Origin of the sequence: Acinetobacter sp. 3657 (assembly GCF_031456775.1) — a bacterium.
Lineage (GTDB): Bacteria > Pseudomonadota > Gammaproteobacteria > Pseudomonadales > Moraxellaceae > Acinetobacter.
In genome coordinates this window covers 233,431-256,070 of sequence record NZ_JAVDVH010000005.1, presented here as the reverse complement: position 1 = coordinate 256,070, position 22,640 = coordinate 233,431, and the positions used below count along the sequence as shown (strand labels likewise).

Below are 22,640 nucleotides of genomic sequence, written 5' to 3'. Positions count from 1 at the left end.
AAGAAAACTCATTTGAAGACTTTTTACAGAGGATATTTCAACTCCACAAACACAATTGATAACAATTATCATTTACAATGATGCAGCACTTCGCTATCTTAGTAAATAAAGACTGTGATTACTTCACCTCACAACACCTATCATGATCGTTTAACTTAGGCTATATCAATGACAAAAATAGCAGAGAAATCGAAACAAAAATCCAGTAATTTACTGAAAGAGAAAGACCATTTGCAAGATATGGAACAGTTAGAGATGACCGTTGTGTCAATCCAAACCCCTTTTCCATCCATCGTCCGAATTCAGGGCACCATACATACAACCCAACCAGAACTTTGGAAATCTCCAAATTTGGCAGTTCGTTTACTGGTTGCTCAGCACGCAGACGGTCAACCCATCTCTCGTGTATATACGATCCGTTCTTTTGATCCGATAAATGCTCAAATTGAAATTGATTTTGTCAAACATGAAGATTTAAGCCCTGCGATGCAATGGCTTAATTCAGCCCAAGTCGGCACAAAAATTGGACTAATTGGACCAAGACCTCATTTTATTCCAAATTTTCCATCCCAAAAGCATGTTGTTATTTTTGCAGATGATACTGCTGTGCCCGCTGTTTATTCGATACTGAAACATTGGCAACATGGCATCAGTGCGGATATCTATATAGAAAGTTCTGAAAAAAATATTGCTTGTGAATTACCCAATCGCGATCAGATTCAGATCCACTTATTGCATAAAGATCATCGCTCTCTGGAAAAAGGCCTCCTGCTAAAAGCAGCATTTCAACTGGAAAACTATGAAAATCTAACGATCTGGGCAGCATGCGAACGCAACGAGGCACGAGCATTACGTCATTTTTTTGTCGACGAGAAACAGTTTGATAAAAATGACGTACGTATTGCAGGTTATTGGAAAGATGGCGTATCTGGCTCAGAACTAGATCAGTTACGCGCTCAACATTATCAAGAACACATTCAAAGAGGAAAAACCTTAAACGAATATGATGATCTTGATATGTCACTTTGATCCAATACGTTATAACCATTTAGAGGCTAAAGCTATTTAGCCTCTTGAAACGATAAAAGTACGATTAAATACACAACAAAAAAGGCTTAAATCATTAAGATCTAAGCCTATCTTTATATACATTGCATACTTGCAAAGTGGCAGAGGATCAAGGACTCGAACCTTGACGAACGGTTTTGGAGACCGTCATGCTACCATTACACCAATCCTCTAGAACATGCATGATTAAATCATATCAGACTTAACCATAAAAAAAGCAAGATACGCTTGCTCTTTAAATTTGGTGGGGGCGAAGAGACTCGAACTCTTACACCTTGCGGCGCTGGAACCTAAATCCAGTGCGTCTACCAATTTCGCCACGCCCCCGATGGATGTGTATATTAGTGATAAACCTTTCTGCTGACAAGCCCTTTTTATAAAAAAACCATGCATCTGAAAGCTAATGCTTTTTTAATATACAGATAAAAACAACAGAAATAAAAAAAGGACTTTCAATAAGTCCTTTTTCAAATTTGGCAGAGGATCAAGGACTCGAACCTTGACGAACGGTTTTGGAGACCGTCATGCTACCATTACACCAATCCTCTAGAACATGCATGATTAAATCATATCAGACCTAACCATAAAAAAAGCAAGACATGCTTGCTTTTTAAATTTGGTGGGGGCGAAGAGACTCGAACTCTTACACCTTGCGGCGCTGGAACCTAAATCCAGTGCGTCTACCAATTTCGCCACGCCCCCGATGGGTATGCATATTAGTGAGAAACACCAATCCTGACAAGTCTTTCTGATAAAAAAACCAGTCAAATGAACATATAATATTCAAATCAAGTATTTATATTTACAACAACCCCATCGATTTTAGACAACCCTGTGCATCAAGCACTGACTTAAAACGTTGTTCAACGCGCTTTTGCATTAAACCATTTAAGAGCGGAAAAAAACATTCAAGCTCTTGCGGGAGCTGAATCTGTAGTAGTTGGCAATGCAGTACAGCCCAATCATAATAAGTATCAGCTTTTAATTTTGTTTGCGTCAACCATTCCAACAAAATAATGCCCAAAGCATATAAATCACTTTGAATACTTTTCGCTGCTCCATGAAAAAGCTCCGGCGCCATATAGTGCGGTGTTGCATTCATCACAGGTGATGAATCTGATAATTTAAAACCCTGCTCATAATCAATTAGCTTGCAAGCGCTGTCATATAAGCGGAAATGCGCTGGCTTTAGATCACCATGAATCCAACTCATTTGATGTATGCAATCGAGTGTGTTTAGAGCATCCGATATTTTCCGTTGAATGCTCTCAATATTTTTGCTGAGCAAAACATTGGTGAAGAATTCTTCCGCATCTAACAATATCAAGCCTCTACCCTTCGCTTCAAGGTGAAGACATTGCGGAGTCTGTTCTAAGAAGATGATGTGATGCGGCAATAGAAAATGCTGAGTCTTTATGGTTTCAAGCTGATAAAAATCCAATTCACCTTGAAAAGCAGGTTCTATGACTGGATCGATATCAGCGACATGAAATTTAAGCCAATACTTCTGATTTTCAACCTGAAACGTATATAAGCGCCGTCCAAAATCATAACTTCGCTTTTTCGTTTCTAACGACCAGTTGTTCCATTGAATAGTTGGATCAGAGATCCACGTAATAAAACTCATTCTGCTGCTTTTCTTCCTGCTTACGCAATAATGCTAAACAATGTTCAATGGTTTTACCAATCCGTGCATGTGTTTCAATCGAAGCGATTTTAGACCACGTTGCTCGCTCACCTTCTTGTTGTAAGCTTTGAAATAATTTTGGTCGTGGATTTTGTAGCATATAGCTATAGTGCCTTAAACCATATTTGGCAATGATATTTACATCACCATAATAACGCTGCCCTAAAATCCCATAACCATGATCGAGCGCACGTCGAATCGGAAAGAAACCGCCCATTGAATTGCGAATTAAATCCATGACATCCATTGCAATCGCTTTACCTTGATGACGCACCACCCGTTCTGGCCAACTCAATACATCACGGCGGAATCGCTCATTATCACTTTGCATAAATGGCACGATATGCGGGTTCACCTGACTGGCAATGGTGTAATTAATATTATAAAGCCTTGCCATTTTTTCCTGAGGAAAATCACTGCGCATACTGCCATCAACCCATTTGGTGTTGGCTAGATACGGCGTATGCTGACCATCATAACGTTTACTGGTTAATTTCACTGGCGGAAATAACACAGGAACCGCACATGAAGCCAGCACTGCACTCCAAACCAAAACATTTGGTGCAGTTAAAGCATTTAATACTCGAGGGTTTTGTGCGGTGTTATAGGGCGCAACCGCAATATTAATATGCAATCCTGAACGTTGATAGGCTTCCGCAAAAGTGACATCACCCATGTTACGTATCAAGAATTTTTTGAGATACATCACATCAGCAATACCACCATGACCTTTGATCAACTCCATAAGACGTCTAAAGCGGAAGGCTTCATGGAAAAAGTGCTCTCCAGAAAGCAATGCGGGAATCTGATCAGTGGAAGAAACGCCGAGCATCCCTGTCATGATCGCACCTGCACTCGAACCTGAAATCACCTTGGGTAATAGATCACGTTCTAACAATGCTTTGCATACCCCAGTATGAAACAAGCCCAATGTTGCACCACCTGACAGCATTAAAGCAGGTTGTCCATAAGCCTTTTGGCATTCTTCAAAAAACTTTATTTTTTCTTTCAATTGGAAAGTAATACATTCACTGGATGCCAAATAACCAAAGCATTCACTGACCTCTTCAACATAATTTTCTATAATTTTTTTAGTGCCGCAGTAGGTCTCAGCGAATAACATCGGATGACCAATATTGGCAAAATCATAGGATAAACCTTCTCTTAATACATAGATCAAATCAAGGGTTCGATGTTGTGTACGATATTTTTTTAATAAGTTATGCCGTTTAGATAAAATTTCAGCATCAAAATAAGGCGAATCATTGTCATATTTCCATGCTTCAGTACCAGCTTCTTGGTCTAGTTTTAGTGCAATGGACTTCCATTCCGCATACCCATTTGCATGGCGTAAGCGCTCTTGTAACACACCGACTCTATATGTCTGATATGTATTCTTTTTTTCTAGAAGTCTATTTGACATTCGTGTTTCCAGTTTTGATGATTTTTTTCTCATTCTGCACCTATACAATGCAAAAAGCTGTCGCAACAATCAAGGATAAAATCGACTTATTACAATCTTTTCGATGAGATCTTCTTATTTCAACAACAGCAATGATAGTATTCCTATTCATTGATCACTGTGTTTGGTTTGTATTTATGGCTCTTCTTGATTTACCGGAATCTATTCTCCAATCGTTATCCAGTGTTTTGACACAATTACAGCAAACGCTCCCTGCACCAAAACAACCGACTGATTTCTCAGCTATCGCTTTTCGATGGGAAAATCAACAACTACTCGCCATTCAACAACCCAAAAAAATGCATTTGGAAGACCTAAAAGGGATTGAACGTCAAAAAGACAAAATTATTCAAAATACCCTACAGTTCTTAAATGGCTTGCCTGCCAACGATGTTTTACTCACTGGCTCACGCGGTACAGGAAAATCATCGATTGTACGCGCCCTACTCACTGAATATTCAGCTCAAGGTTTACGTCTCATCGAAATCGAACGGGATGATTTATCTGATTTACCCAAGATTCAAAAGCTGATTGAAAACCGCCCTGAGAAATTTATTGTTTATTGTGACGATTTAGCTTTTAACGCAGAAGATGAAAATTATCGTAGTTTAAAAAGTGTATTAGACGGTTCACTACAGTCTGGTTCGAGCAATTTCATCATTTATGCCACCAGTAACCGCCGTCATTTATTACCTGAGTTTATGCACGAAAATACGCCTGTGCGTAAAGTTGATGTTCCGCAATATACTGAGCTACATCCACAAGAAGCCATTGAAGAAAAGATTTCCCTTTCTGATCGTTTTGGTCTGTGGCTGTCATTTTACCCAATGGATCAACAGCTTTATTTAGAAATTGTGGAACACTATATCGTTCAAGCAGGTTTGCAATATAACGATCTGGTTCGTGGCGAAAGTTTGAAATGGTGTCAGGCACGCGGTCAACGCTCTGGTCGAGCAGCCTATCAGTTCTCTAAGCACTGGATCGGTTCGCAAAATCTAGAGAAATTGTCAAACTGCGCATCAGGTTGATTATGTTTCCCCAAGCGGCAAGAACAAGCCTCTGAAACGATTTCAAAGGCTTATTTAAAATTGCTGTACTTTCGTTTCTAAAGAGATGAATGACTAAAAGCATCCACGATTTGGTTGATTGAACTTTTGATATCAGCGGCAATTTTTGCATCATATCCTTCCACCAAAAAGCGGCTAATCAAGCCTTCAATCAAGGTGTAAATGATTTCAACCAATGCATCTGCATGAGGGTTTGATTCAAGACATTTTGCAATTAATGCTCGAATCCAAATCTTATGTTCTTTAGAAATCATAATAATTTCTTGATCACCCAAATGAGATTCTGCAACCGCTCTGACGAATAAGCATCCTTTAAAGTTGTCTTCTTGAAACCAAAGCAGATGCCAATCAATGAGCTGATTCAGTGCCTCTACTCCCGTGGCATTACCGATATAGGCGATTAGACGCTGTCTAAACTTCGTATCTCTGGCCTCAAGCACCGATCTCACCAACTGATTTTTATTTTTAAAATAAGTGTAAATCGTGGTCTTTGAACAGCCTGACTCATCGCGAATCAAGTCAACGCCAACACCGACAAAACTATTTTCATAAAATAATTTTTCTGCGGTATTCAAAATTTTACTTGCTGACTTTGACATAAAACTTTACCCAATTAAAAACAGTACAGATCTGTACTATTTTTAATTTTAGTCTTATTATTGACTGAATACAACGATCTTGTGAGATTAAAATGTTGTCGATATTTCATGGTAAAGAGCATCTCGCTCCACTTCCCCAATCCATTGATATTATTAGAAGTCTAATTGGCGGGACATTCAGTATTCTGATCTTAGTTCTCTTGAGCAAGTGGACCCATAATTTATTTATCATGGCACCTTTCGGCGCAAGCTGCGTGATTTTGTATGCCGTTGCCCAATCCCCTTTAGCCCAACCCCGCAATGTGATTCTGGGACACTTTGTTTCAGCTTTGATTGGCTTAGTCTTTCTTAAAATTTTAGGAACTTCAGCATTGAGTATTGCGCTTTCCGTCGGTTGCGCTATTGCTGCAATGCAACTGTTACGTTGCGTTCACCCACCTGCTGGCGCAAATCCATTAGTCATCTTGCTCACCGCAAATACCATTCAATACCATTGGAGCTTCTTATTTTTTCCTGTGTTATTGGGATCGATCGCGCTGGTGCTTGTGGCTTGGTTGGTCAATAACATTAAGACCGATAAGAAATGGCCCACTTATGGACTCGCCTTGATGCACAGTAAAAAAACCAAATAAGCGATTTGATTAAAGGGACTATTTGCTCTCTTTAATCTTGGTCGCATCAGCATACAAAACTTAGGATCAATCAATAAATCCATCTTCTCTATTGCATATTTTCTAACCCCACCCTAGAATTAGGTAGATCAGTATACCTATTTAAAATCATTATGAGCACTAAATCTGCAAAACAAAGAATTTTAGCAACAGCTTCAACGCTGTTCTATCAAGACGGTATCAATAGCACAGGGATCAACAGCATCATTGATCAAGCCAATGTCGCAAAAATGTCGCTATATAACAATTTCAAAACTAAATCAGAATTGGTCAGCTGTTATATCGAAGCACGTCATCAAGAGTGGTTAGATTTATACGAGAAAAGAAAAGCAACCATCCGATCACCCATCGATGGCGTCTTGGCTGTTTTTGATGCCTATCAAGATCATGCCGAGTTTGCCTACGAAAATGGTTTCCGCGGTTGCGGTTTATTAAATGCAGCGGCAGAGTTTCCAGCCCATAGTCCAGAACGTTTGGCGGTAAAAAAACATAAAGATGAAGTTGAAAGCATCGTGGCAGATCATCTTAGTCAAATGATTGATGACCGTGAAAGAGTTAAGCAGCTCTCTCTATTACTCTCTTTTCTTTTAGAAGGTTCAATTGTCTTAGCGGGTCTGGAAAGTTCAAGTGCCAAAGTTTTTGCAGCCAGACAAATGGCTCAATCCTTATTAGAACAAGAGATTTCAAATTGAGTAACTCATCATTAAACCTGAGTCCACATTACGGTTTTATCGCGGTTTTAGTCGCTTCAATTTTATGGGGTACGACGGGTACTGTGGCCTCCTATGCTCCCAACCTAAGTCCTTTAGCGATTGGCGCGATTGCAATGGGTGGTGGTGGACTTTTACAGGCATTACTCGCGCATAGAAATATCCTTGGTCATTTACCACAGATCCGTTCATATTCCCCTCTCCTGTTGGTTGGGATGATTTCTGTTGCCATATATCCGCTTGCCTTCTACTCATCTATGCGAATGGCAGGCATCACCATCGGTACTGTGGTTTCGATTGGCTCAGCGCCTTTGTTTACAGCGCTACTTGAAAAGTTTTTTGATAAAAAGGCACTCTCGCTAAAATGGTTTATTAGTTTTATTTTTGGTGTTGCTGGAGTATTGCTTTTATCAATCGGAGAATCGCACTCCCAAAGCTCATCGCAAAGCATTACAACCGACCAAAAAACTTTGGGAATCATTCTTGGACTTATCGCAGCACTTACCTATTCACTCTATTCATGGGCTGCCAAGAAAATGATAGATCGAGGTGTTGACTCTAGAGCATCAATGGGTCTGATTTTTGGATTCGGCGCTTTAATTTTATTGCCGACTTTATTTTTTACAGGCTCAAACTTATTTGATGAACCCGTAAATCTATATGTTGTTGGCTATATGATGCTGATTCCAATGTTTTTAGGTTATCTATTATTTGGTTATGCCTTACAAACGATTTCTGCCAGTACCGCAACAACCTTAACTTTATTTGAACCACTGGTGGCCGCATTTTTTGCTGTATTGCTGGTGGGTGAACGACTCGCAATGATTGGTTGGATCGGTATGGTTTTTATTTTTGTATGTTTGGCCGTACTTTCTAAGAAAGATAAGTCGAATTAATTTTTTGCTTACTCGGAAAAGTACAAATTTGGGCATCGATGCAGAAAAAAGTTCCTCTGCATCGCTTTCGCTCTTCTATAGAACTTTAATATCAGTATTCTTTTGCTAATTTTTCCAATGTTGATAGCATTTTTTTCACCACACTTCTTTTATGCTGCAACATATTTTTGATATTAGCTGGATTAAAACCCGTCAATTTAGCAATACCTCGACTGGTCATATATTCACCTGTCTTTTCAAAGTGCTTTTGACTCAAGGCTGTTTTAGCATCAGAGAATCTAATCGCTAACTTATAATCACTAAATTCAGACCATGCACCCGTCTTATATTCATCCAAATCAAATTTGTTTTGATGAGGTGGTTTATCTCGAAGAATATTATTCAAGCGATTAATAACGATTTTTTCCTCACTCTTTTCTATCCGTTGATAAAGTTCAGTTTCCTCAAAAGTTCGCCCTAAAGAGATATCCTTTCTGAATTGCTCAATTATTTTTTTATCTTCAGATGTGTCATGCCCCTCACCCTGTTGGGTGAGACATAGAATCTTAAATAAAGACTCTAATCTGCCACATGTAAAAACATAAGAAATTTTCAACTTTTGTACTCCGCTATGAGCCTTAGCTCATCAAAATAAATAATTTATCCGACACTTTAACACGATAGGATTGACTCCAACCCCTCACCATGCATATAAATGAATCATCTGATTTTTAAAAAAATAATAGACCACCTTCATCATTCTTTAGTCTCTCGGTATTTTTTCCCATAAGGAGAAACAAAAAATTTATGAAAGAAGTCTAATCTAGGTTTACTCGAAGCTTAGCTTCCAATAAAAGTGATCAGTTCTATTTTAGGTCGGTTCTAAATCTGTCATCGGCCATCTCGGTGTAGTCGTTACTGCGAGATCATCCTGCTGCCCAGCTTTTAAACGTTGATAGCCTGCAAATGCAATCATGGCACCGTTATCGGTACATAAGGCAGGCTCAGCATAATAAACTTGTGCCTTAATCTTTTTCAGCGACGCTTCTAATTGCTCACGTAAACGAAGATTTGCACTAACACCACCAGCAATGACTAAACGTTTTAAACCTGTTTGCTTTAAAGCCTTCACTGATTTTTTAACTAAGGTGTCGACAACCGCTTCTTGGAAAGATGCAGCAACATCCGCATCACGATTTTCTTCACCTAATTTTTTCAACTGAACAGAAACCGCCGTTTTTAGCCCACTGAATGAAAAATCCAAACCTTGATGCAAGATTGGACGTGGAAATGCAAATGCTTGAGCGTCACCTTGCAGTGCAAGTTTTGCGATATTCGGCCCACCTGGATAGGGTAGTTTCATCATTTTCGCAACTTTATCAAAGGCTTCACCCGCCGCATCATCAATCGACTCACCGAGTAACTCATACTGACCAATACCATGTGCAGCCATCAGTTGCGTATGCCCACCTGAAACCAACAAAGCGACAAACGGAAATTCCGGTGGCGTATCTGAAAGTAATGGAGCAAGCATATGGCCTTCCATATGATGCACACCAATCGCAGGTTTATTAAAGGCAAATGCCAAAGTACGACCAAATAATGCACCTGTCATCAATGCGCCCATCAAACCCGGACCGCGTGTATAAGCAACCGCATCAATTTCGTGTTTTTTCACGCCGCTTTGTTCAAGCAATTGATTAATTAAAGGAATCATTTTACGCACATGATCCCGTGACGCCAGTTCAGGTACGACACCACCATATTCTGCATGCAGTTTAATCTGACTATAGAGAACCTGCCCCCGTAAGCCGAGCTCGCTATCATAGAGTGCTAACCCAGTTTCATCACACGAAGTTTCTAAGCCCAAAACAATCATTAAACTGCCTTTACAACGATCAAAAATAGTATCAGCGCTATTATAGACTTGTGATCTGAGTTGTAAATGAGTAAAATACTGACCTTCACTTGCGATCTAGTGCAATAGTGCGTTAGATCTTATCCATCATCTTAGAGGATTTTACATGCCACAAGTTAAGTTGAAAGAAGGCGAACCAGTAGACGTAGCTATCCGCCGTTTCAAACGTTCATGCGAAAAAGCTGGTGTTTTAGCTGACGTTCGTAAGCGCGAATTCTATGAGAAACCAACTCAAGAACGTAAGCGTAAAAAAGCTGCTGCAGTTAAGCGTTATCAAAAGAAATTGACTCGCGAATCTGTACGTACTACTCGCCTTTACTAATTAATTTGTGATTGACTGCTGAAAAACTATGATGACTTTGAAGAACCAAATTACTGACGTATTAAAAACTTTTATGCGTGCCAAAGATATGGCATCAGTAACGGTGATTCGTGGTCTACAGGCAGCAATTAAGCAAATCGAAGTCGATGAGCGCATTGAGCTTGACGACGCTCAGGTTCTTGCGGTCATTGAAAAGCAAATTAAACAACGTAAAGAATCGATCAAAGCCTTTTCTGGCGCTGGTCGTGATGATTTAGCTAGTAAAGAACAAGCCGAAATTGAGGTGTTATCTCAGTTTCTACCAGAAGCTATGACTGAGGAAGAACTTGATTCTCTCATTGAGCAAACGATTGCTGCTCAAGGAGCTACTAGCATGAAAGATATGGGTAAGGTGATGAATTCTCTACGTCCGATCATAGCCGGGCGTGCCGATCCTGCACAAGTTTCTTCTAAAATTAAAGCAAAATTAAGCTAATCAGCTCAGTTAGGCTTTATACCTCTCCTTTTATATATTTAATAATAAATTGGATTCATTTAAACAATGAACCCAAACACGCACCTGTTTATTTAAAATCACACTGAATATTGTATTTAGCGATCATTTGCATTTCTTTTGACTCAGTCACTTGATGAATCACATCTTGTTTCGTCATCGTGGCGTATTGCCCTGTTAGATGTGACCGATTCTTTTCGATCGCCCCATAAGAGTCCTGCACATATTGATTTACAATAGCGCAATATTTTGCCTGCTGCTCAGGCGTGAAATGTGAGAGTTGCGGATCTAAGCTACGCAAAAAACTGCGCATGTCTTGCGCATAGGTTGCTGTTATTTTTTCTACAGCACGTACATATTGCTCAACTGAAGCCGCTGAACTCGCCCCCACGAAACTCATCGCAAAAATAAAACCAATAATTTTCTTCATCAATTTTTAACTTCTTTACCACTCAAGCCAGCCATCTTATCTTAATTCAATAAATTTTGGTTTATGCTCGATAAAAAATTCTTCTTTGGGTGCAGGAATATGCCCCTCTGTCACTGTACCTAAACGCAAGCGAATGATATTTGGCAAATCTGTACGATAAGAATAAATCGGGCTGGCACAATATTGACAAAATACTCGCGCTTTATTCGGAGTGTGAAAATATTCTTTGAGTTGGTCTTGGCCTGAGATAAATTCAAATTTTGTTTGATCAAGCGGACTATTCCAACCAGCTATCGCACCTTGCGCCTGCTGACAGTGCTGGCAATAACACAAGATACTATTTTCAATTTCACCATGATATTGATATTGCACCACTCCACATAAACATTGCCCCTTAATCATAAAATCCCCCTCCTTTTCAATTAATTTCTATTTATGTTACGGCAATTATACTTACTCTTTTATTATTGATGACTTAAATCAATTGTTTAATTCCAGTATTTCACCTGCTAATCCATCGTAGTCTTTAAATGCTTTATGCTTAAAACCCTGACGCGTTAGAATCTTGCGTGAGGCAAGATTTTAAAATCTTGTATGTTGAATTTTCCTAATTTAATTTCCATGTAATTACTCTCAAATTTTCAGCAAGCTAATTCCACCACTTCAAATTAAGAGTTAAATTTTCCTACGGTAGTCATCTTGCATTTGCTTTAAACGAGATTCAATTTTCGCTGACATTGCCATATTCCCTTTTGCAAGTCTTTGCGCATGTAACATCGATTTAATTGCGTTTTCTTCATAGCCTGACCAATACTCAACCTCTGCACGATAGCATAAGACATTCACGGCTTGTAATGGTGAGCTTTTGTCTAAGTTTGCTGCTTGTTGCAACAGTTGCCATCCTCGAATATCACGTTGGTTCTTATGAATGAATCGTTGCACTAAGGTTTGTGCTTGTGCAACTTGTCCTTGTCGAATTAAGACTTCAGCGAGTTTATAAGATAAGGCGCGATTCTCAGGCATCGTTCTTTGAATCGGTGCAATCGTATTCTCTGCCAGCTCAAGTTTATTTTGTCCCAAATAAATATCCGCTTGAATGAGTGGAATCAATATATGAGATTTTAATCTTGCTTTCACCAAATCAAGATTTGACTGTGCTTGAGTATAATCCCCTTGTTCTAAATAAAACTTACTGAGCGCCAGTTGCGCCGCAACATCTTTCTGCGTAGCTAGAGATTGAATTTGTATTTCTGTTGCTTGATTTGAAACAACTTGGGTATACCATTTTAATATCGCGAAATCGAGATCATAAATCTTTGACTTCACTTTAGGCAGTTGATTGGCACGTAATCTTGCCTCACTCATCCGTTCAGTGGTTAATGGATGAGTGAACCAGAAATCTGGCAAAAAGCTGACTCGACTGGTGGCCCGATGCATGGTTTCAAAATAATCCGCCATACTTTGCGGATTATATCCTGCAGCATACATAAATTGCATGCCAATACGATCTGCTTCACGCTCTTGATTACGACTATAGCTGAGTTGTTTATCAATTAAAGCGGCTTGCGTCCCTAGCATTACTGCTGAACCGACATCCCCATCTGCCTGCGAAGCAATTGCAGCACCGACGAGAATCCCAGCCAAAGCCAGTAATCCTTGTCCCTTAAATGCTTCTTGTGATCGGCTGTAATGTCGTTGCGTGACATGGGCGATTTCATGCGCCATTACGCCTGCGATTTCATCTAAATTCTTAGCGGACGTAATCAAACCTGTATTTATTGCAAATAAACCGCCAGGGACAGCAAAAGCATTAATTTGGGGATCTTTGATCACCACCAAACCAATCGGCTGCCCCAGTTGGGTTTGACTTAGAATACCTGAGAAAACCTGTAAAAATTGATCTTCTAGCCAAGCGTCTTGCACAGTAGGCATTTGTCGATGAACTTGACGATAAACTTTTTCACCGATGAATTTTTCTTTTTGTTGGTCGAGCAACCCTATACCACTGCCAATATCAGGGACTTCAGTTGCTCCCATCACCTGTGTAGGCAAAAGGATCTGAGTATGACTCAGTTGGGTCGTGGCAAATAAGCCACATGCAAGCAGCAGCGGTCTCAAGGGGGTTTCTCTATGATTCTAATGGAGAAATTTAATATAGCACTGAAAATGAGAGGAATTTGCAACAAAGTGTTATAGAAGACAGCTTTTACTGTCTTCTTTTATATTTTTTGAGGTTATTTCTTCGCGCTGTAGCGTTGGTCTACGCTAAATTTTTCAGGAAACTTTGCATGAATCTCTGCATAAAAAGCCATGATTTCAGTCATATCTTTTTCATAGTCGCCTGATGGATAAATAATTTTGCCAACACCAGTTTTTTTCTTGGCATAGTCCATATACGCCAATGCAATTGGCACACCTGCCGCAACCGCTATATGGTAAAAACCTGTTTTCCATTGTTCTTGTTTGGCGCGCGTTCCTTCTGGGGTCACCAACATCACCAGTTTCGGATGCGTTTTAAACAAGTCACTCATCAATTGAACCATACTTGGTCGTTCCTGACCTTCTTGTTTCGCGCCACGATCGATACCAATACCGCCCATCGCACGTACAAAAGGCCCAAAAGGAAGTTTCATATAGCTGTCTTTAATGGTGAGGCGAACATTTACCCCCAACGCTTTCAAAGCCAAACGGGCATATAAAGCATCCCAGTTACTGGTATGTGGTGCAGCAATCATCACACATTGGTCAATATCCAAATCCCAATGATTATCGATTTCCCATCCCATCAAGCCCAAACTTTGCTCAGCTAATTTCTCGAACACAAACACCCCAAGTCCAAATTACAAAGGGCGCAAGTGTAGCAATATTAATCAGCGTTAAAACATAGATTAGAGCAATTATTCAGCAATCAACATGTAAGAATTTATTCAAATTTTGGATTGACCAAATAACGTGGCGTTCGATCTTCTAAGGCATCTATCAGGTTTTGATAAGCGAGATTGGCCATTTTATTTCGTGTTTCAGCCGTTGCTGAACCAATATGAGGTGCAGTCACCACGTTTGGCAGCTCAAATAAGGGAGATGCCTGTAATGGCTCTTTGGCATAAACATCTAAGCCCGCAGCAAAGATTTTATTTTGTTGTAATGCTCCAAGCAGTGCATTCTCATCAACCACAGAGCCACGTGCGATATTGATAAATACAGCATGTTTCTGCATCAACTCAAACTGAGTCTCTCCAATCAGCGCCTGTGACTGGCTATTTAAATCAACGGCAACCACAATGAAATCAGATTGTTGTAATAACTGGTCGAGGTCACGATATTGGGCATTGAATGCTTGAGCGACTTCTATTTTTTCACGGCGATTATGGTACAAGATGTTCATATTGAAGCCATAAAAGCCTCGACGAGCGATTGCTGCGCCAATATGACCTAGACCAATAATCCCCAAAGTCTTACCAAATACATCTACGCCAAATTGTTCAGTTGAAACCGTTCGTTTCCACTGCCCTTGTTTGGTCCAAGCATCCAATTGTGGAATTTTTCGTGCTGCACTTAGTAATAAACTAAAAGCCAAATCCGCTGTGGTCTCTGTCAATACATGCGGCGTGTTTGCGAGCCAAATTTTTCTTTGATTCAGATAATCGATATCGTAATTATCATAGCCCACTGAAACAGTAGAAATAATTTTAAGTTTTTGTGCAGGTGCTAAGTTACTTTGATTGAGTAAACGCCCAGCACCAATCATGGCATCTGCATCCACGACTTCAGCTCGGATTTGCGCATTGATATCACCCAACTTTGGGTTGAGTACCACTACCTGATAATCTTGCTGTAACCGTGCTAAAACGTCTTGATTAATTTGACTAAATACAACAACTTTCTTCATTATTAAACATCCACTCTTTTATTGCATCAATTGCCACAATCGTCTTTTTAATAAAGGTTGAGCAATCATTTCTTCCAAACTGGCTAAATGCAATATATTAGAATGCTGAATAAAATCTAGATGACCTAAGCATAAAATCTTTTTATTGGTGGCGGTCGCATCCAAGAAACCTTGAATGTATGAAGACAATCCACGATTTTCCTGAAAAGCTGCCAATGGAAATGGCCATTTCAACTCAGCATATTGTCCTAATCTGGCTTTCTGAATATTCTGCCACAACTGTCTTTGAGCATCGCTCAGTTGGCTGCTTTCTAGCAAAATTGCACAACTTTCTAAAACGTACATTTGCAACTCAAACGCTTGAACTTGTGTCGTTATAACGACCTGCTCTTTTTCAACAACAACGTCTTTTTCAATAGGATTTACGACAACTTCAGTTGCTTGAGGAGCGTCTGTTTCAATTATCGGCGGCGTTGCTACTGGTTCGACTTGGGTGTTTTCAGAAATTGGCGCTGTATCAAATGTAAGCACAGGAGATTGCGGGGTTTCTTCGACAACTTGATCTCGCCATAGATTCGGTGCAGTATTTTTTTGACATACAACCTCTCTAGGAATCCAAACATCTATTCCTAAAGTTGCTAATATGTTTCTCTGCTGCCCAATCATTTTACCTACTCGTTCTGCTAACGCACAGCCATTTTCAATACTGTTATTTGCCTATAGTCTAGCATAAATCACAGCCCTCTAAATGGCTTCCTTTTGCTCAATCACACCAATACCAACACGATCGCTTGATCAAAATACCTTTCTCCTTCGCTTAGACAAATATTAAATAAGAATAGATGATTTTTCATTCGTCGGCTTTAGACAATATTTCATCATTTTGTCGCTTTTACTTTTTATTAATGTTGATTATCAACTGCCCAAATAAAAAGGGAATGCGATTTATGCTTATTGTTTTCACCCTCACTCTCGTCTTGCTTATTTTTATCTGCGTCTTATATTTACAACATCCTCTTTTTGGCAGAAGCCCCTCTGGTGAACGACTGCTACGTATCAAAAACTCTCCCAACTATCAGCACGGTCAATTTCGCAATCTCACTGAAAAATTAGGCATGGCCGATTGCTCTCATACTTTTCTTGAACTTTATAGAACATTTATCAAAACCATTCCTCATCGTAGACCCAAAGATATTATTCCCTCGATTAAAACCAATCTCCAAACACTAGATCCTCAGCAAGATGTCATAATCTGGTTCGGACATTCTTCCGTATTTATGCAACTACACGGCAAAAAATTTTTAATTGATCCTGTCATGAGTGGCAAGGTTTCTCCCTTGCCGTGGGGAACACGCGCTTATCGAGGAACCGATATATACACCGTCGAAGAATTACCTGAGATTGATTATTTACTGATTTCACATGATCACTATGATCATTTGGATTATAAGACCATTCTTAAATTAAAGAATAAAGTAAAATATGTGATCACTGGCTTAGGTGTTGGCGAACACTTTGAATATTGGGGTTATCCCAAAAGCATGCTGATTGAAAAAGATTGGGGAGATCGCATTGAGTTTGACGATGGCATTACCATTATCACCGAAACCACCCATCATGATTCAAGACGTGCTTTCGATGGCGGAAAAAATTTGTGGATTTCCTTCATTATTCAATCACCAAACAAAAAGATTTTTTATACAGGCGACGGCGGTTATAACAAGCACTTTGTCGAAATCGGTCAAAAATACGGGCCTTTTGATTGGGCATTGATGGAAAATGGGCAATATGATGCCGCTTGGCATGCAGTACATTGTCATCCAAATGAAGTAGCACAAGCGACTGAAGAACTAAAAGCGCGCAATATGATTCCCGTACATCATTCAAAATTTAGTTTAGCCAAACACCCATGGTATGAACCAATCACAAGAATTGCTGAGTATTCAAAATCGAGGAAGTATCGTCTTGCAACCCCGATGATTGGTGAATTAGTGGAACTGGATAATGATCGGCAAAGCTTTAAGCAATGGTGGGAAAATATTCGATAAGCTGTACTAGCTCAACAATCAGAGCACATCGTGCATATCCCACGCGAATGCCTTTGGTAATGCTTATTTAAAAAATCTACCCAACCCTCAATACTTCATCCCACTTGGTCAGATAACTGGGTGATTTATGATTTTGAGTCATCCCCCAAGTTCGTCCTTGCGGAGTGATCAATCGCCCGAATGTCATCATATCTCGCCCAAATCGTTTATTAATTTCATCAAAAGCAACCGAAAGATTCTGACGAGCAATCAGTTCATCCGTATCATGGAATAAATCAACCGCATGGCTGTGTCGCGGAATGATGTCTAACAAAATGACCTCTGCTTTTTTATAACGATGCCCTGCTAGATAGATTCGATCTAAACCTTGCTGTACCGCTTTTATAATTTCTAAACGATCGTCACTATAATCAGCCAAATACACCATGGTAAATGGACGATAATATTGTTGTTTGTTAAATCGATTGGTTCGGATACTGATGCCAACCGCCTTGCATAATAAGTTTTGTTTGCGAAGCCGCTCTACTGCCCGCAAGCTAAACTCAGTTAAAGCACCACTTAGGCTATTTTTATCTTCAATTGGCTGACCAAATGAACGACTGCTTAACACTTGCCGTCGATCTGAAATCACATCTTCAATCTCTAAACACGCCATTCCTTGTAGTTCTTTGACTGTATTTTCCATCACTACAGAAAATTGCTTCCCAATCATTTTAGGATCTGCTTGAACTAAATCCATCACTGAACAAATATTCATTTTTTCTAAGCGCTGTCGAATCTTTCGTCCGACACCCCATACCTCTCCTACAGGTGTATGAAGAAGTAAGTCCTCAATAATACAAGGATCTTCATCAACGATATTACAAACACTATCGAAACAGGCATGCGTTTTAGCCAAGCTATTCGCAAGCTTTGCTTGTGTTTTGGAGTATCCGATACCAATACAGCATGGCAACCCCAACCAGTTTTTGACTGTCGCTAAAATCTGACGTGCATATTCACTCAAATCATAACTTTGTTGATGGGCAGTCAACTCTAAAAAGCATTCATCAATCGAATAAACTTCTTGCTCACAAGGATCGACAAAACTACCCAGTATATTCATGAAACGACGTGACATTTCTGCATACAAGGCATAATTGCTTGAAAGTACTTCGACCTGATGCTGGCGAATAATCTCTTCAATTTGAAACAATGGAACAGCCATTTTTATGCCAAGTTTTTTTGCTTCATAAGAACGAGAAACCACACAGCCATCATTATTTGAAAGCACCACCACAGGACGTTTTTCTAACTTTGGATTAAATACACGCTCACAACTGACATAAGCGTTATTTACATCGATCAAAGCAAAAATACGTTGTGGTACATTCATTGACACTTATCTCATCGGCTTCAAGTTATATGTCACCACACCCCAAATCACCAATTCTTGCCCCTCATGAATATAGATATTCTGAAAATCAGGGTTTTCAGCCTTTAGCCATACTTTTGGTGGGTTAAAATGGTGATCAATCATCAAGCGTTTCACCGTGAAATCATTGTCAATCAATGCAATCACAATATCACCCGACTTCGCAGGGATACTTCGATCAACGACCAAGGGATCATCAATGTCAATTCCGACATCTAACATCGACAGTGAATTGGCTTTCACAATAAAAGTGGAGTTTTCATTTCGAATTAAAAACTGATTTAAATCCAGTGCTTGCTCTACATGATCTTGTGCAGGCGATGGAAATCCCGCAGCAACACGTTCCGTTGCCAGTGGAATGTGGTAAATTCGATCATTGTTCGCTTGAACATTCTGAATTTTCATTGAAGAGGTCAAATCTGTATGCGTGCCCGTTTTGACATTATTCAGTAACCAATTTTTGATGAAATCCACTTGGGATTCAGGAACACGAATCACTTTGGTCGGTTCACTGAATTGCGCCTTTCGCCCAGCATTTGCTCTCGCACCGCCATGCTCAAATTCATTTTTTTTGGACATCATTCCCCCCAACCCAAGTGATTAACAACAGTAATTCAATTTAACTTGAAAAAGTTACAAATTCAAGTTGACGTGCAATTAATTTTGCATAACAATAAATTTCATAGATCAACCACTCACTTGTTGAACTTAGACAAGGATGTAAAACAAAGTGAGATTCTTATTTTAAATGAATGACTTATAATGCATTTCATCTTCATACAGCATTTAAGTTATTGATCTAATTCACGAATAAGTTTGGTCTATCAGCCGTTAGGTTTTATTCAAATATTTTTGATGTGGAGACATGAAAAATGGACAGTCGACGTGATGCAATTCTTGGCTATGCTGATGAACAACATGCTTACTTTATTCGTCTTATTGAAAACAACACTGTACTAGGCAATAGTTATGGATTGTTTTGTGAAAGCCCGAATAGTGAAGCAGCAGAAAGTATTATGACTACCCTCTTCTTAAAGAAATCTTTTTGGTTAAATGGTTCTGAATTTAATGATATTGTTAAAGGGCTCAACCCAATTACTTGATAGATATAAACATAAAATATATTTTCATTATAAAGAGCTTGCTAAGCTAAAATCAGCAAGTTCTTTTCTTGATTTTTAAACGCTTATAACTTAATAAACAATATAATCTAAATTAATATATACCAACACGATAAAATATTTCAATAAAGCAGAACTCACTTATCTAATTTAAATAAGTGAGTTGTTTTTATAAAAACTTAAGCAACTGATTTTTAGATAAATCTCTTATCATTAACAACAGAAATTATTTTATAGGTTTTTCCATCCAATTCATCCTCAAAAATAAAATCTATATTTGGAAAAATATTCCGTCCCTCAACTTCAATATGTTCCACTCTCTTAAAGAACGGAATTTCGTGATCCTCTATGTTATTCAGCTGTGCAACAACTATAGATTCATTTTCTTCTTGATCTTTAATCATCACAGTGATCTTGTTCATGATAATTCTCCCGAATAGTACTGTCTACTATGTAAAAAATTTATATCATTGTCGACTAAATGGTTGTAACAAGAGTTATAACTATTATATTTTTTTTACTTCACTCGCTAAGCAATTGAAAGATCAGAGCTATTTATAGTTTTTTTAAATATTTTTTAACCATTACGTTACAAAGAACCTAAAAATATTTCAAAACAATTCAAGAAAACACTATTTAATAAAGTCACGATAGAAAATAATATCTAACCTCAACTTAAAAAACTTTGTCACAATTATAACCATTCAAAAAAAATTAATATTACCATCATTTTAATTAATCATAACTTAAAAATCCGCATCAGAAAAAAAACGACCAAACAATCTTGACGCTATAAATCTGGATTAAAAGACTTACATATACTAAACTCTCTCCACGGAATAAATACAAATAAAACCAATCTAAATATAACTTTTACTCAAAATAACACGTTTTAAAAAGATCATAGAATATATGCATAGTAAGGAAACCCTAAGATGAACAAGACAATCCATGATTATCCGACTTCAGCACCCGCTCAAGAACAACAGCATCAACCTGGTAAACAAACACTGATGCACCCTATCCCAGAGGTTATCAAAACAACACATCAGGGAAGTGATAAGCTTAAGGACAAGGTCGCTTTAATTAGCGGTGGAGATAGTGGCATAGGTCGCTCTATTGCTGTTTTATTTGCAAGAGAAGGTGCAGACGTTGCTATTGTTTACTTAGAGGAACAAGAGGATGCAGAGGAGACAAAGCAGTTAGTAGAAAAAGAAGGTCAACAATGTTTGTTAATTAAAGCGGATATCACCGATCCAAATGTTGCTATTCATTGTGTCAACGAAGTGATCAGTAAATTTGGGAAAATCAACATTTTGATTAATAATGCAGCGGTTCAATTTCAACAAAGCGATATCGTGAATATCAGCGATGAACAACTAGAAACAACTTTTAGAACCAATATTTTTTCCATGTTTTATTTTACCAAAGCGGCACTTCCTCATTTAAATGAAGGAGATAGCATCATTAACACCACCAGTATTACCAGTTATCAGGGTCACGATGAATTAATTGATTACGCAAGCACCAAAGGCGCGATTACAACCTTTACTCGGAGCTTATCCAATAACTTAATGAAACAGAAAAAAGGAATTCGCGTAAATGGGGTTGCACCTGGTCCGATTTGGACACCATTGATCCCGAGTAGTTTTGACTCAGAAACTGTGGCAGAGTTTGGTAAAAATACGCCAATGGGAAGAATGGGACAACCCAGTGAAGTCGCCCCTGCTTTTCTATTTCTAGCTTCAGATGATGCCAGCTATATTACGGGACAAGTGATCCACGTCAATGGTGGTGAAATCGTCAATGGTTAAGTAAACAATCAACCTCGTCTTCGAGGTTTTTATAAAAATAAGAGACCCACAATGAAACAACTCCTTGATACACCGCTTCTACAGCAACATGTTTTGCTCTTTTTATTAAAATTTTTAAAAGAGCAAAATTATCGATTTACAGTAATTACGCCACTAACGCATGAACGTATTATAAAAAGAAAGGAAAGTTTGTCATCAATGTCTACAACGCTTAGAGATATTTTCGGATGGAATCTGCCTTTTGCTCCTAAGGATTTAGATCCTCAACTCTTTAGCCTCTTGGAAAAAGCAGATCTTATCCACATTGAGAACAATCAGTGTTTCAGTAAAATCCGAGTTGCATCATTGGAGGATGAATTATTTATTCATTCTGCTTTTCCAACCGTAGAAAATGATGCCGTATTTTTTGGCCCCGATACCTATCGATTTTATTATCACATTAAGCAATATTTACTCACCCAATCTCCATCCTGCCAACGAGCTGTCGAGTTATGCTGTGGGACATCCGCTGTCGCGATTTCAATTGCAAAACGCTTTCCCTCAATTTCTGAGATATTTACTGCGGACATTAACCCTAAGGCCTTGTTTTATAGTCAGGTAAACCAACAATTTAATGGCTTAGAAAATATTTATCCTATTCATAGCAATTTATTTTCTGATTTAGAGGGGAATTTTGACCTTATATTTGCCAATCCCCCTTATCTAATGGATATCCAAGAACGGCAGTATCGGCATGGTGGAAACAATTTAGATGGCACAGAATTGTCCTTCAACATTCTAAGAGAGGCGGTAAAAAGACTTGCCCCGAATGGTAGCATTTTTCTATATACAGGAATTTCAATCAGCCAATACGGCAATAAATTTTTGGAAGCCATTCAAAGTTGGATCATCAATTATCCAACTTTGAAATGTACCTATGAGGAAATCGATCCTGATGTATTTGGCGAAGAGTTAGAACAACCGAACTACCAACACATCGAAAGGATTGCAGTCGTTCTGGTCAAAATAACTGCAACCTAGTGTTTGTCATCATGCTAAATCCAAAAAAAGTA

25 protein-coding genes and 4 tRNA genes are annotated in these 22,640 nt (G+C 38.8%); 11 read left to right on the top strand and 18 right to left on the bottom strand.

The annotated features are described in order from the left end of the window. Positions 1-168: 168 nt before the first annotated feature. Positions 169-1,029 carry a siderophore-interacting protein gene (locus J2Y37_RS08390; RefSeq protein ID WP_349032525.1) on the top strand — a complete coding sequence of 287 codons (861 nt, stop codon included), beginning with the start codon at positions 169-171 and terminating at the stop codon, positions 1,027-1,029. A gap of 138 nt (positions 1,030-1,167) precedes the next feature. Here J2Y37_RS08390 and J2Y37_RS08385 read toward each other — a convergent pair. The 6 genes from J2Y37_RS08385 to J2Y37_RS08360 all read right to left on the bottom strand — a co-directional run bounded on the left by J2Y37_RS08385 (position 1,168) and on the right by J2Y37_RS08360 (position 4,178). Then, positions 1,168-1,241: transfer RNA gene (locus J2Y37_RS08385), tRNA-Trp, on the bottom strand. Positions 1,242-1,310: 69 nt separating this feature from the next. Continuing rightward, positions 1,311-1,395, bottom strand: a tRNA-Leu gene (locus J2Y37_RS08380). A 147-nt stretch (positions 1,396-1,542) separates the two neighbouring features. Beyond that, a tRNA-Trp gene (locus J2Y37_RS08375) sits at positions 1,543-1,616 on the bottom strand. 69 nt (positions 1,617-1,685) lie between these two features. Then, positions 1,686-1,770: transfer RNA gene (locus tag J2Y37_RS08370), tRNA-Leu, on the bottom strand. 100 nt (positions 1,771-1,870) lie between these two features. Then, positions 1,871-2,695: a hypothetical protein gene (locus tag J2Y37_RS08365; protein WP_349032524.1), complete on the bottom strand. Its 825-nt coding sequence runs from the start codon at positions 2,693-2,695 to the stop codon at positions 1,871-1,873. Next, positions 2,670-4,178 (bottom strand): DUF3336 domain-containing protein, encoded by a 1,509-nt coding sequence (locus J2Y37_RS08360; RefSeq protein WP_241323425.1) that lies wholly within the window; start codon positions 4,176-4,178, stop codon positions 2,670-2,672. The genes J2Y37_RS08365 and J2Y37_RS08360 overlap by 26 nt, the downstream gene beginning before the upstream one ends. 176 nt (positions 4,179-4,354) lie before the next feature. Here J2Y37_RS08360 and J2Y37_RS08355 point away from each other — a divergent pair, with 176 nt between their 5' ends. Further along, positions 4,355-5,245, top strand: a complete 891-nt coding sequence (locus tag J2Y37_RS08355) for an ATP-binding protein (RefSeq protein ID WP_349032523.1) — start codon at positions 4,355-4,357, stop codon at positions 5,243-5,245. A gap of 77 nt (positions 5,246-5,322) precedes the next feature. Here J2Y37_RS08355 and J2Y37_RS08350 read toward each other — a convergent pair whose 3' ends face one another. Beyond that, on the bottom strand, positions 5,323-5,883 hold the full coding sequence (locus J2Y37_RS08350; RefSeq protein WP_349032522.1) for a TetR/AcrR family transcriptional regulator: 561 nt from the start codon (positions 5,881-5,883) through the stop codon (positions 5,323-5,325). A 92-nt stretch (positions 5,884-5,975) separates the two neighbouring features. Between J2Y37_RS08350 and J2Y37_RS08345 the strand changes: the two genes are divergently transcribed. From J2Y37_RS08345 to J2Y37_RS08335, 3 genes are all read left to right on the top strand, one after another. Further along, positions 5,976-6,515, top strand: a complete 540-nt coding sequence (locus J2Y37_RS08345) for an HPP family protein (RefSeq protein WP_349032521.1) — start codon at positions 5,976-5,978, stop codon at positions 6,513-6,515. A gap of 152 nt (positions 6,516-6,667) precedes the next feature. Beyond that, complete coding sequence (locus J2Y37_RS08340) at positions 6,668-7,246, top strand: TetR/AcrR family transcriptional regulator (RefSeq protein ID WP_349032520.1); 579 nt, start codon at positions 6,668-6,670, stop codon at positions 7,244-7,246. Continuing rightward, positions 7,243-8,160, top strand: coding sequence for an EamA family transporter (locus J2Y37_RS08335; protein ID WP_349032519.1), 918 nt, complete (start codon positions 7,243-7,245; stop codon positions 8,158-8,160). Before J2Y37_RS08340 ends, J2Y37_RS08335 begins: the two co-directional genes overlap by 4 nt. 91 nt (positions 8,161-8,251) lie before the next feature. Here J2Y37_RS08335 and J2Y37_RS08330 read toward each other — a convergent pair whose 3' ends face one another. Together J2Y37_RS08330 and tsaD are read right to left on the bottom strand one after the other, a co-directional pair. After that, positions 8,252-8,755, bottom strand: a complete 504-nt coding sequence (locus tag J2Y37_RS08330) for a hypothetical protein (protein WP_349032518.1) — start codon at positions 8,753-8,755, stop codon at positions 8,252-8,254. Positions 8,756-9,010: 255 nt separating this feature from the next. Next, positions 9,011-10,018 (bottom strand): tRNA (adenosine(37)-N6)-threonylcarbamoyltransferase complex transferase subunit TsaD, encoded by a 1,008-nt coding sequence (gene tsaD, locus J2Y37_RS08325; protein WP_349032517.1) that lies wholly within the window; start codon positions 10,016-10,018, stop codon positions 9,011-9,013. A gap of 145 nt (positions 10,019-10,163) precedes the next feature. Here tsaD and rpsU point away from each other — a divergent pair, with 145 nt between their 5' ends. Together rpsU and J2Y37_RS08315 are read left to right on the top strand one after the other, a co-directional pair. Further along, positions 10,164-10,379 (top strand): 30S ribosomal protein S21, encoded by a 216-nt coding sequence (gene rpsU, locus J2Y37_RS08320; protein ID WP_004652785.1) that lies wholly within the window; start codon positions 10,164-10,166, stop codon positions 10,377-10,379. A 28-nt stretch (positions 10,380-10,407) separates the two neighbouring features. Further along, positions 10,408-10,854 carry a GatB/YqeY domain-containing protein gene (locus tag J2Y37_RS08315; protein ID WP_005196120.1) on the top strand — a complete coding sequence of 149 codons (447 nt, stop codon included), beginning with the start codon at positions 10,408-10,410 and terminating at the stop codon, positions 10,852-10,854. A gap of 88 nt (positions 10,855-10,942) precedes the next feature. On the opposite strand, the gene J2Y37_RS08310 is transcribed toward J2Y37_RS08315, so the two are convergent. The 6 genes from J2Y37_RS08310 to J2Y37_RS08285 all read right to left on the bottom strand — a co-directional run bounded on the left by J2Y37_RS08310 (position 10,943) and on the right by J2Y37_RS08285 (position 15,857). Continuing rightward, a complete protein-coding gene (locus tag J2Y37_RS08310; protein ID WP_349032516.1) occupies positions 10,943-11,302 on the bottom strand; it encodes a hypothetical protein in 360 nt (119 codons plus the stop codon). A 36-nt stretch (positions 11,303-11,338) separates the two neighbouring features. Then, positions 11,339-11,704: a GFA family protein gene (locus J2Y37_RS08305; RefSeq protein WP_005196118.1), complete on the bottom strand. Its 366-nt coding sequence runs from the start codon at positions 11,702-11,704 to the stop codon at positions 11,339-11,341. A gap of 273 nt (positions 11,705-11,977) precedes the next feature. Next, entirely contained in the window at positions 11,978-13,420 is a 1,443-nt protein-coding gene (locus tag J2Y37_RS08300; RefSeq protein WP_349032515.1) for a M48 family metalloprotease, read from the bottom strand. 116 nt (positions 13,421-13,536) lie between these two features. Next, positions 13,537-14,124, bottom strand: a complete 588-nt coding sequence (locus J2Y37_RS08295) for a 1-acyl-sn-glycerol-3-phosphate acyltransferase (RefSeq protein ID WP_034594973.1) — start codon at positions 14,122-14,124, stop codon at positions 13,537-13,539. 101 nt (positions 14,125-14,225) lie between these two features. Next, positions 14,226-15,191, bottom strand: coding sequence for a D-glycerate dehydrogenase (locus J2Y37_RS08290; RefSeq protein ID WP_349032514.1), 966 nt, complete (start codon positions 15,189-15,191; stop codon positions 14,226-14,228). A gap of 18 nt (positions 15,192-15,209) precedes the next feature. Further along, positions 15,210-15,857 carry a hypothetical protein gene (locus J2Y37_RS08285; RefSeq protein ID WP_349032513.1) on the bottom strand — a complete coding sequence of 216 codons (648 nt, stop codon included), beginning with the start codon at positions 15,855-15,857 and terminating at the stop codon, positions 15,210-15,212. A 449-nt stretch (positions 15,858-16,306) separates the two neighbouring features. Between J2Y37_RS08285 and J2Y37_RS08280 the strand changes: the two genes are divergently transcribed. Next, positions 16,307-17,239, top strand: a complete 933-nt coding sequence (locus J2Y37_RS08280) for an MBL fold metallo-hydrolase (protein WP_349032512.1) — start codon at positions 16,307-16,309, stop codon at positions 17,237-17,239. Positions 17,240-17,315: 76 nt separating this feature from the next. On the opposite strand, the gene J2Y37_RS08275 is transcribed toward J2Y37_RS08280, so the two are convergent. Then, positions 17,316-18,614, bottom strand: coding sequence for a Y-family DNA polymerase (locus J2Y37_RS08275; RefSeq protein ID WP_349032511.1), 1,299 nt, complete (start codon positions 18,612-18,614; stop codon positions 17,316-17,318). A gap of 6 nt (positions 18,615-18,620) precedes the next feature. Further along, positions 18,621-19,235 carry a translesion error-prone DNA polymerase V autoproteolytic subunit gene (umuD, locus tag J2Y37_RS08270; protein WP_349032510.1) on the bottom strand — a complete coding sequence of 205 codons (615 nt, stop codon included), beginning with the start codon at positions 19,233-19,235 and terminating at the stop codon, positions 18,621-18,623. A gap of 290 nt (positions 19,236-19,525) precedes the next feature. Between umuD and J2Y37_RS08265 the strand changes: the two genes are divergently transcribed. Next, the gene (locus tag J2Y37_RS08265) at positions 19,526-19,756 is read left to right on the top strand and encodes a hypothetical protein (RefSeq protein WP_005196110.1); all 231 of its coding nucleotides are present in this window, start codon (positions 19,526-19,528) and stop codon (positions 19,754-19,756) included. Between the two features lie 212 nt (positions 19,757-19,968). Here the strand turns inward: J2Y37_RS08265 and J2Y37_RS08260 are convergent, their stop codons facing one another. Next, on the bottom strand, positions 19,969-20,196 hold the full coding sequence (locus J2Y37_RS08260; RefSeq protein ID WP_349032509.1) for a hypothetical protein: 228 nt from the start codon (positions 20,194-20,196) through the stop codon (positions 19,969-19,971). Between the two features lie 513 nt (positions 20,197-20,709). On the opposite strand from J2Y37_RS08260, the gene J2Y37_RS08255 reads away from it, so the two are divergent. Further along, positions 20,710-21,588 carry an SDR family oxidoreductase gene (locus J2Y37_RS08255; RefSeq protein WP_349032508.1) on the top strand — a complete coding sequence of 293 codons (879 nt, stop codon included), beginning with the start codon at positions 20,710-20,712 and terminating at the stop codon, positions 21,586-21,588. Between the two features lie 51 nt (positions 21,589-21,639). Further along, complete coding sequence (locus tag J2Y37_RS08250) at positions 21,640-22,608, top strand: class I SAM-dependent methyltransferase (protein ID WP_349032507.1); 969 nt, start codon at positions 21,640-21,642, stop codon at positions 22,606-22,608. The last annotated feature ends 32 nt before the right edge of the window (positions 22,609-22,640 follow it).

Bases quoted from the DNA above. Each gene is read 5' to 3' on its own strand.
- J2Y37_RS08285 (WP_349032513.1), bottom strand. From the start codon at position 15,857: ATGATTGGGCAGCAGAGAAACATATTAGCAACTTTAGGAATAGATGTT.
- J2Y37_RS08255 (WP_349032508.1), top strand. From the start codon at position 20,710: ATGAACAAGACAATCCATGATTATCCGACTTCAGCACCCGCTCAAGAA.
- J2Y37_RS08340 (WP_349032520.1), top strand. From the start codon at position 6,668: ATGAGCACTAAATCTGCAAAACAAAGAATTTTAGCAACAGCTTCAACG.
- J2Y37_RS08390 (WP_349032525.1), top strand. From the start codon at position 169: ATGACAAAAATAGCAGAGAAATCGAAACAAAAATCCAGTAATTTACTG.
- J2Y37_RS08355 (WP_349032523.1), top strand. From the start codon at position 4,355: ATGGCTCTTCTTGATTTACCGGAATCTATTCTCCAATCGTTATCCAGT.
- J2Y37_RS08275 (WP_349032511.1), bottom strand. From the start codon at position 18,614: ATGAATGTACCACAACGTATTTTTGCTTTGATCGATGTAAATAACGCT.
- J2Y37_RS08265 (WP_005196110.1), top strand. From the start codon at position 19,526: ATGGACAGTCGACGTGATGCAATTCTTGGCTATGCTGATGAACAACAT.
- J2Y37_RS08250 (WP_349032507.1), top strand. From the start codon at position 21,640: ATGAAACAACTCCTTGATACACCGCTTCTACAGCAACATGTTTTGCTC.
- umuD (WP_349032510.1), bottom strand. From the start codon at position 19,235: ATGATGTCCAAAAAAAATGAATTTGAGCATGGCGGTGCGAGAGCAAAT.
- J2Y37_RS08280 (WP_349032512.1), top strand. From the start codon at position 16,307: ATGGCCGATTGCTCTCATACTTTTCTTGAACTTTATAGAACATTTATC.
- J2Y37_RS08360 (WP_241323425.1), bottom strand. From the start codon at position 4,178: ATGTCAAATAGACTTCTAGAAAAAAAGAATACATATCAGACATATAGA.
- J2Y37_RS08365 (WP_349032524.1), bottom strand. From the start codon at position 2,695: ATGAGTTTTATTACGTGGATCTCTGATCCAACTATTCAATGGAACAAC.
- J2Y37_RS08290 (WP_349032514.1), bottom strand. From the start codon at position 15,191: ATGAAGAAAGTTGTTGTATTTAGTCAAATTAATCAAGACGTTTTAGCA.
- J2Y37_RS08315 (WP_005196120.1), top strand. From the start codon at position 10,408: ATGATGACTTTGAAGAACCAAATTACTGACGTATTAAAAACTTTTATG.
- J2Y37_RS08345 (WP_349032521.1), top strand. From the start codon at position 5,976: ATGTTGTCGATATTTCATGGTAAAGAGCATCTCGCTCCACTTCCCCAA.
- J2Y37_RS08305 (WP_005196118.1), bottom strand. From the start codon at position 11,704: ATGATTAAGGGGCAATGTTTATGTGGAGTGGTGCAATATCAATATCAT.
- J2Y37_RS08350 (WP_349032522.1), bottom strand. From the start codon at position 5,883: ATGTCAAAGTCAGCAAGTAAAATTTTGAATACCGCAGAAAAATTATTT.
- rpsU (WP_004652785.1), top strand. From the start codon at position 10,164: ATGCCACAAGTTAAGTTGAAAGAAGGCGAACCAGTAGACGTAGCTATC.
- J2Y37_RS08310 (WP_349032516.1), bottom strand. From the start codon at position 11,302: ATGAAGAAAATTATTGGTTTTATTTTTGCGATGAGTTTCGTGGGGGCG.
- tsaD (WP_349032517.1), bottom strand. From the start codon at position 10,018: ATGATTGTTTTGGGCTTAGAAACTTCGTGTGATGAAACTGGGTTAGCA.
- J2Y37_RS08260 (WP_349032509.1), bottom strand. From the start codon at position 20,196: ATGAACAAGATCACTGTGATGATTAAAGATCAAGAAGAAAATGAATCT.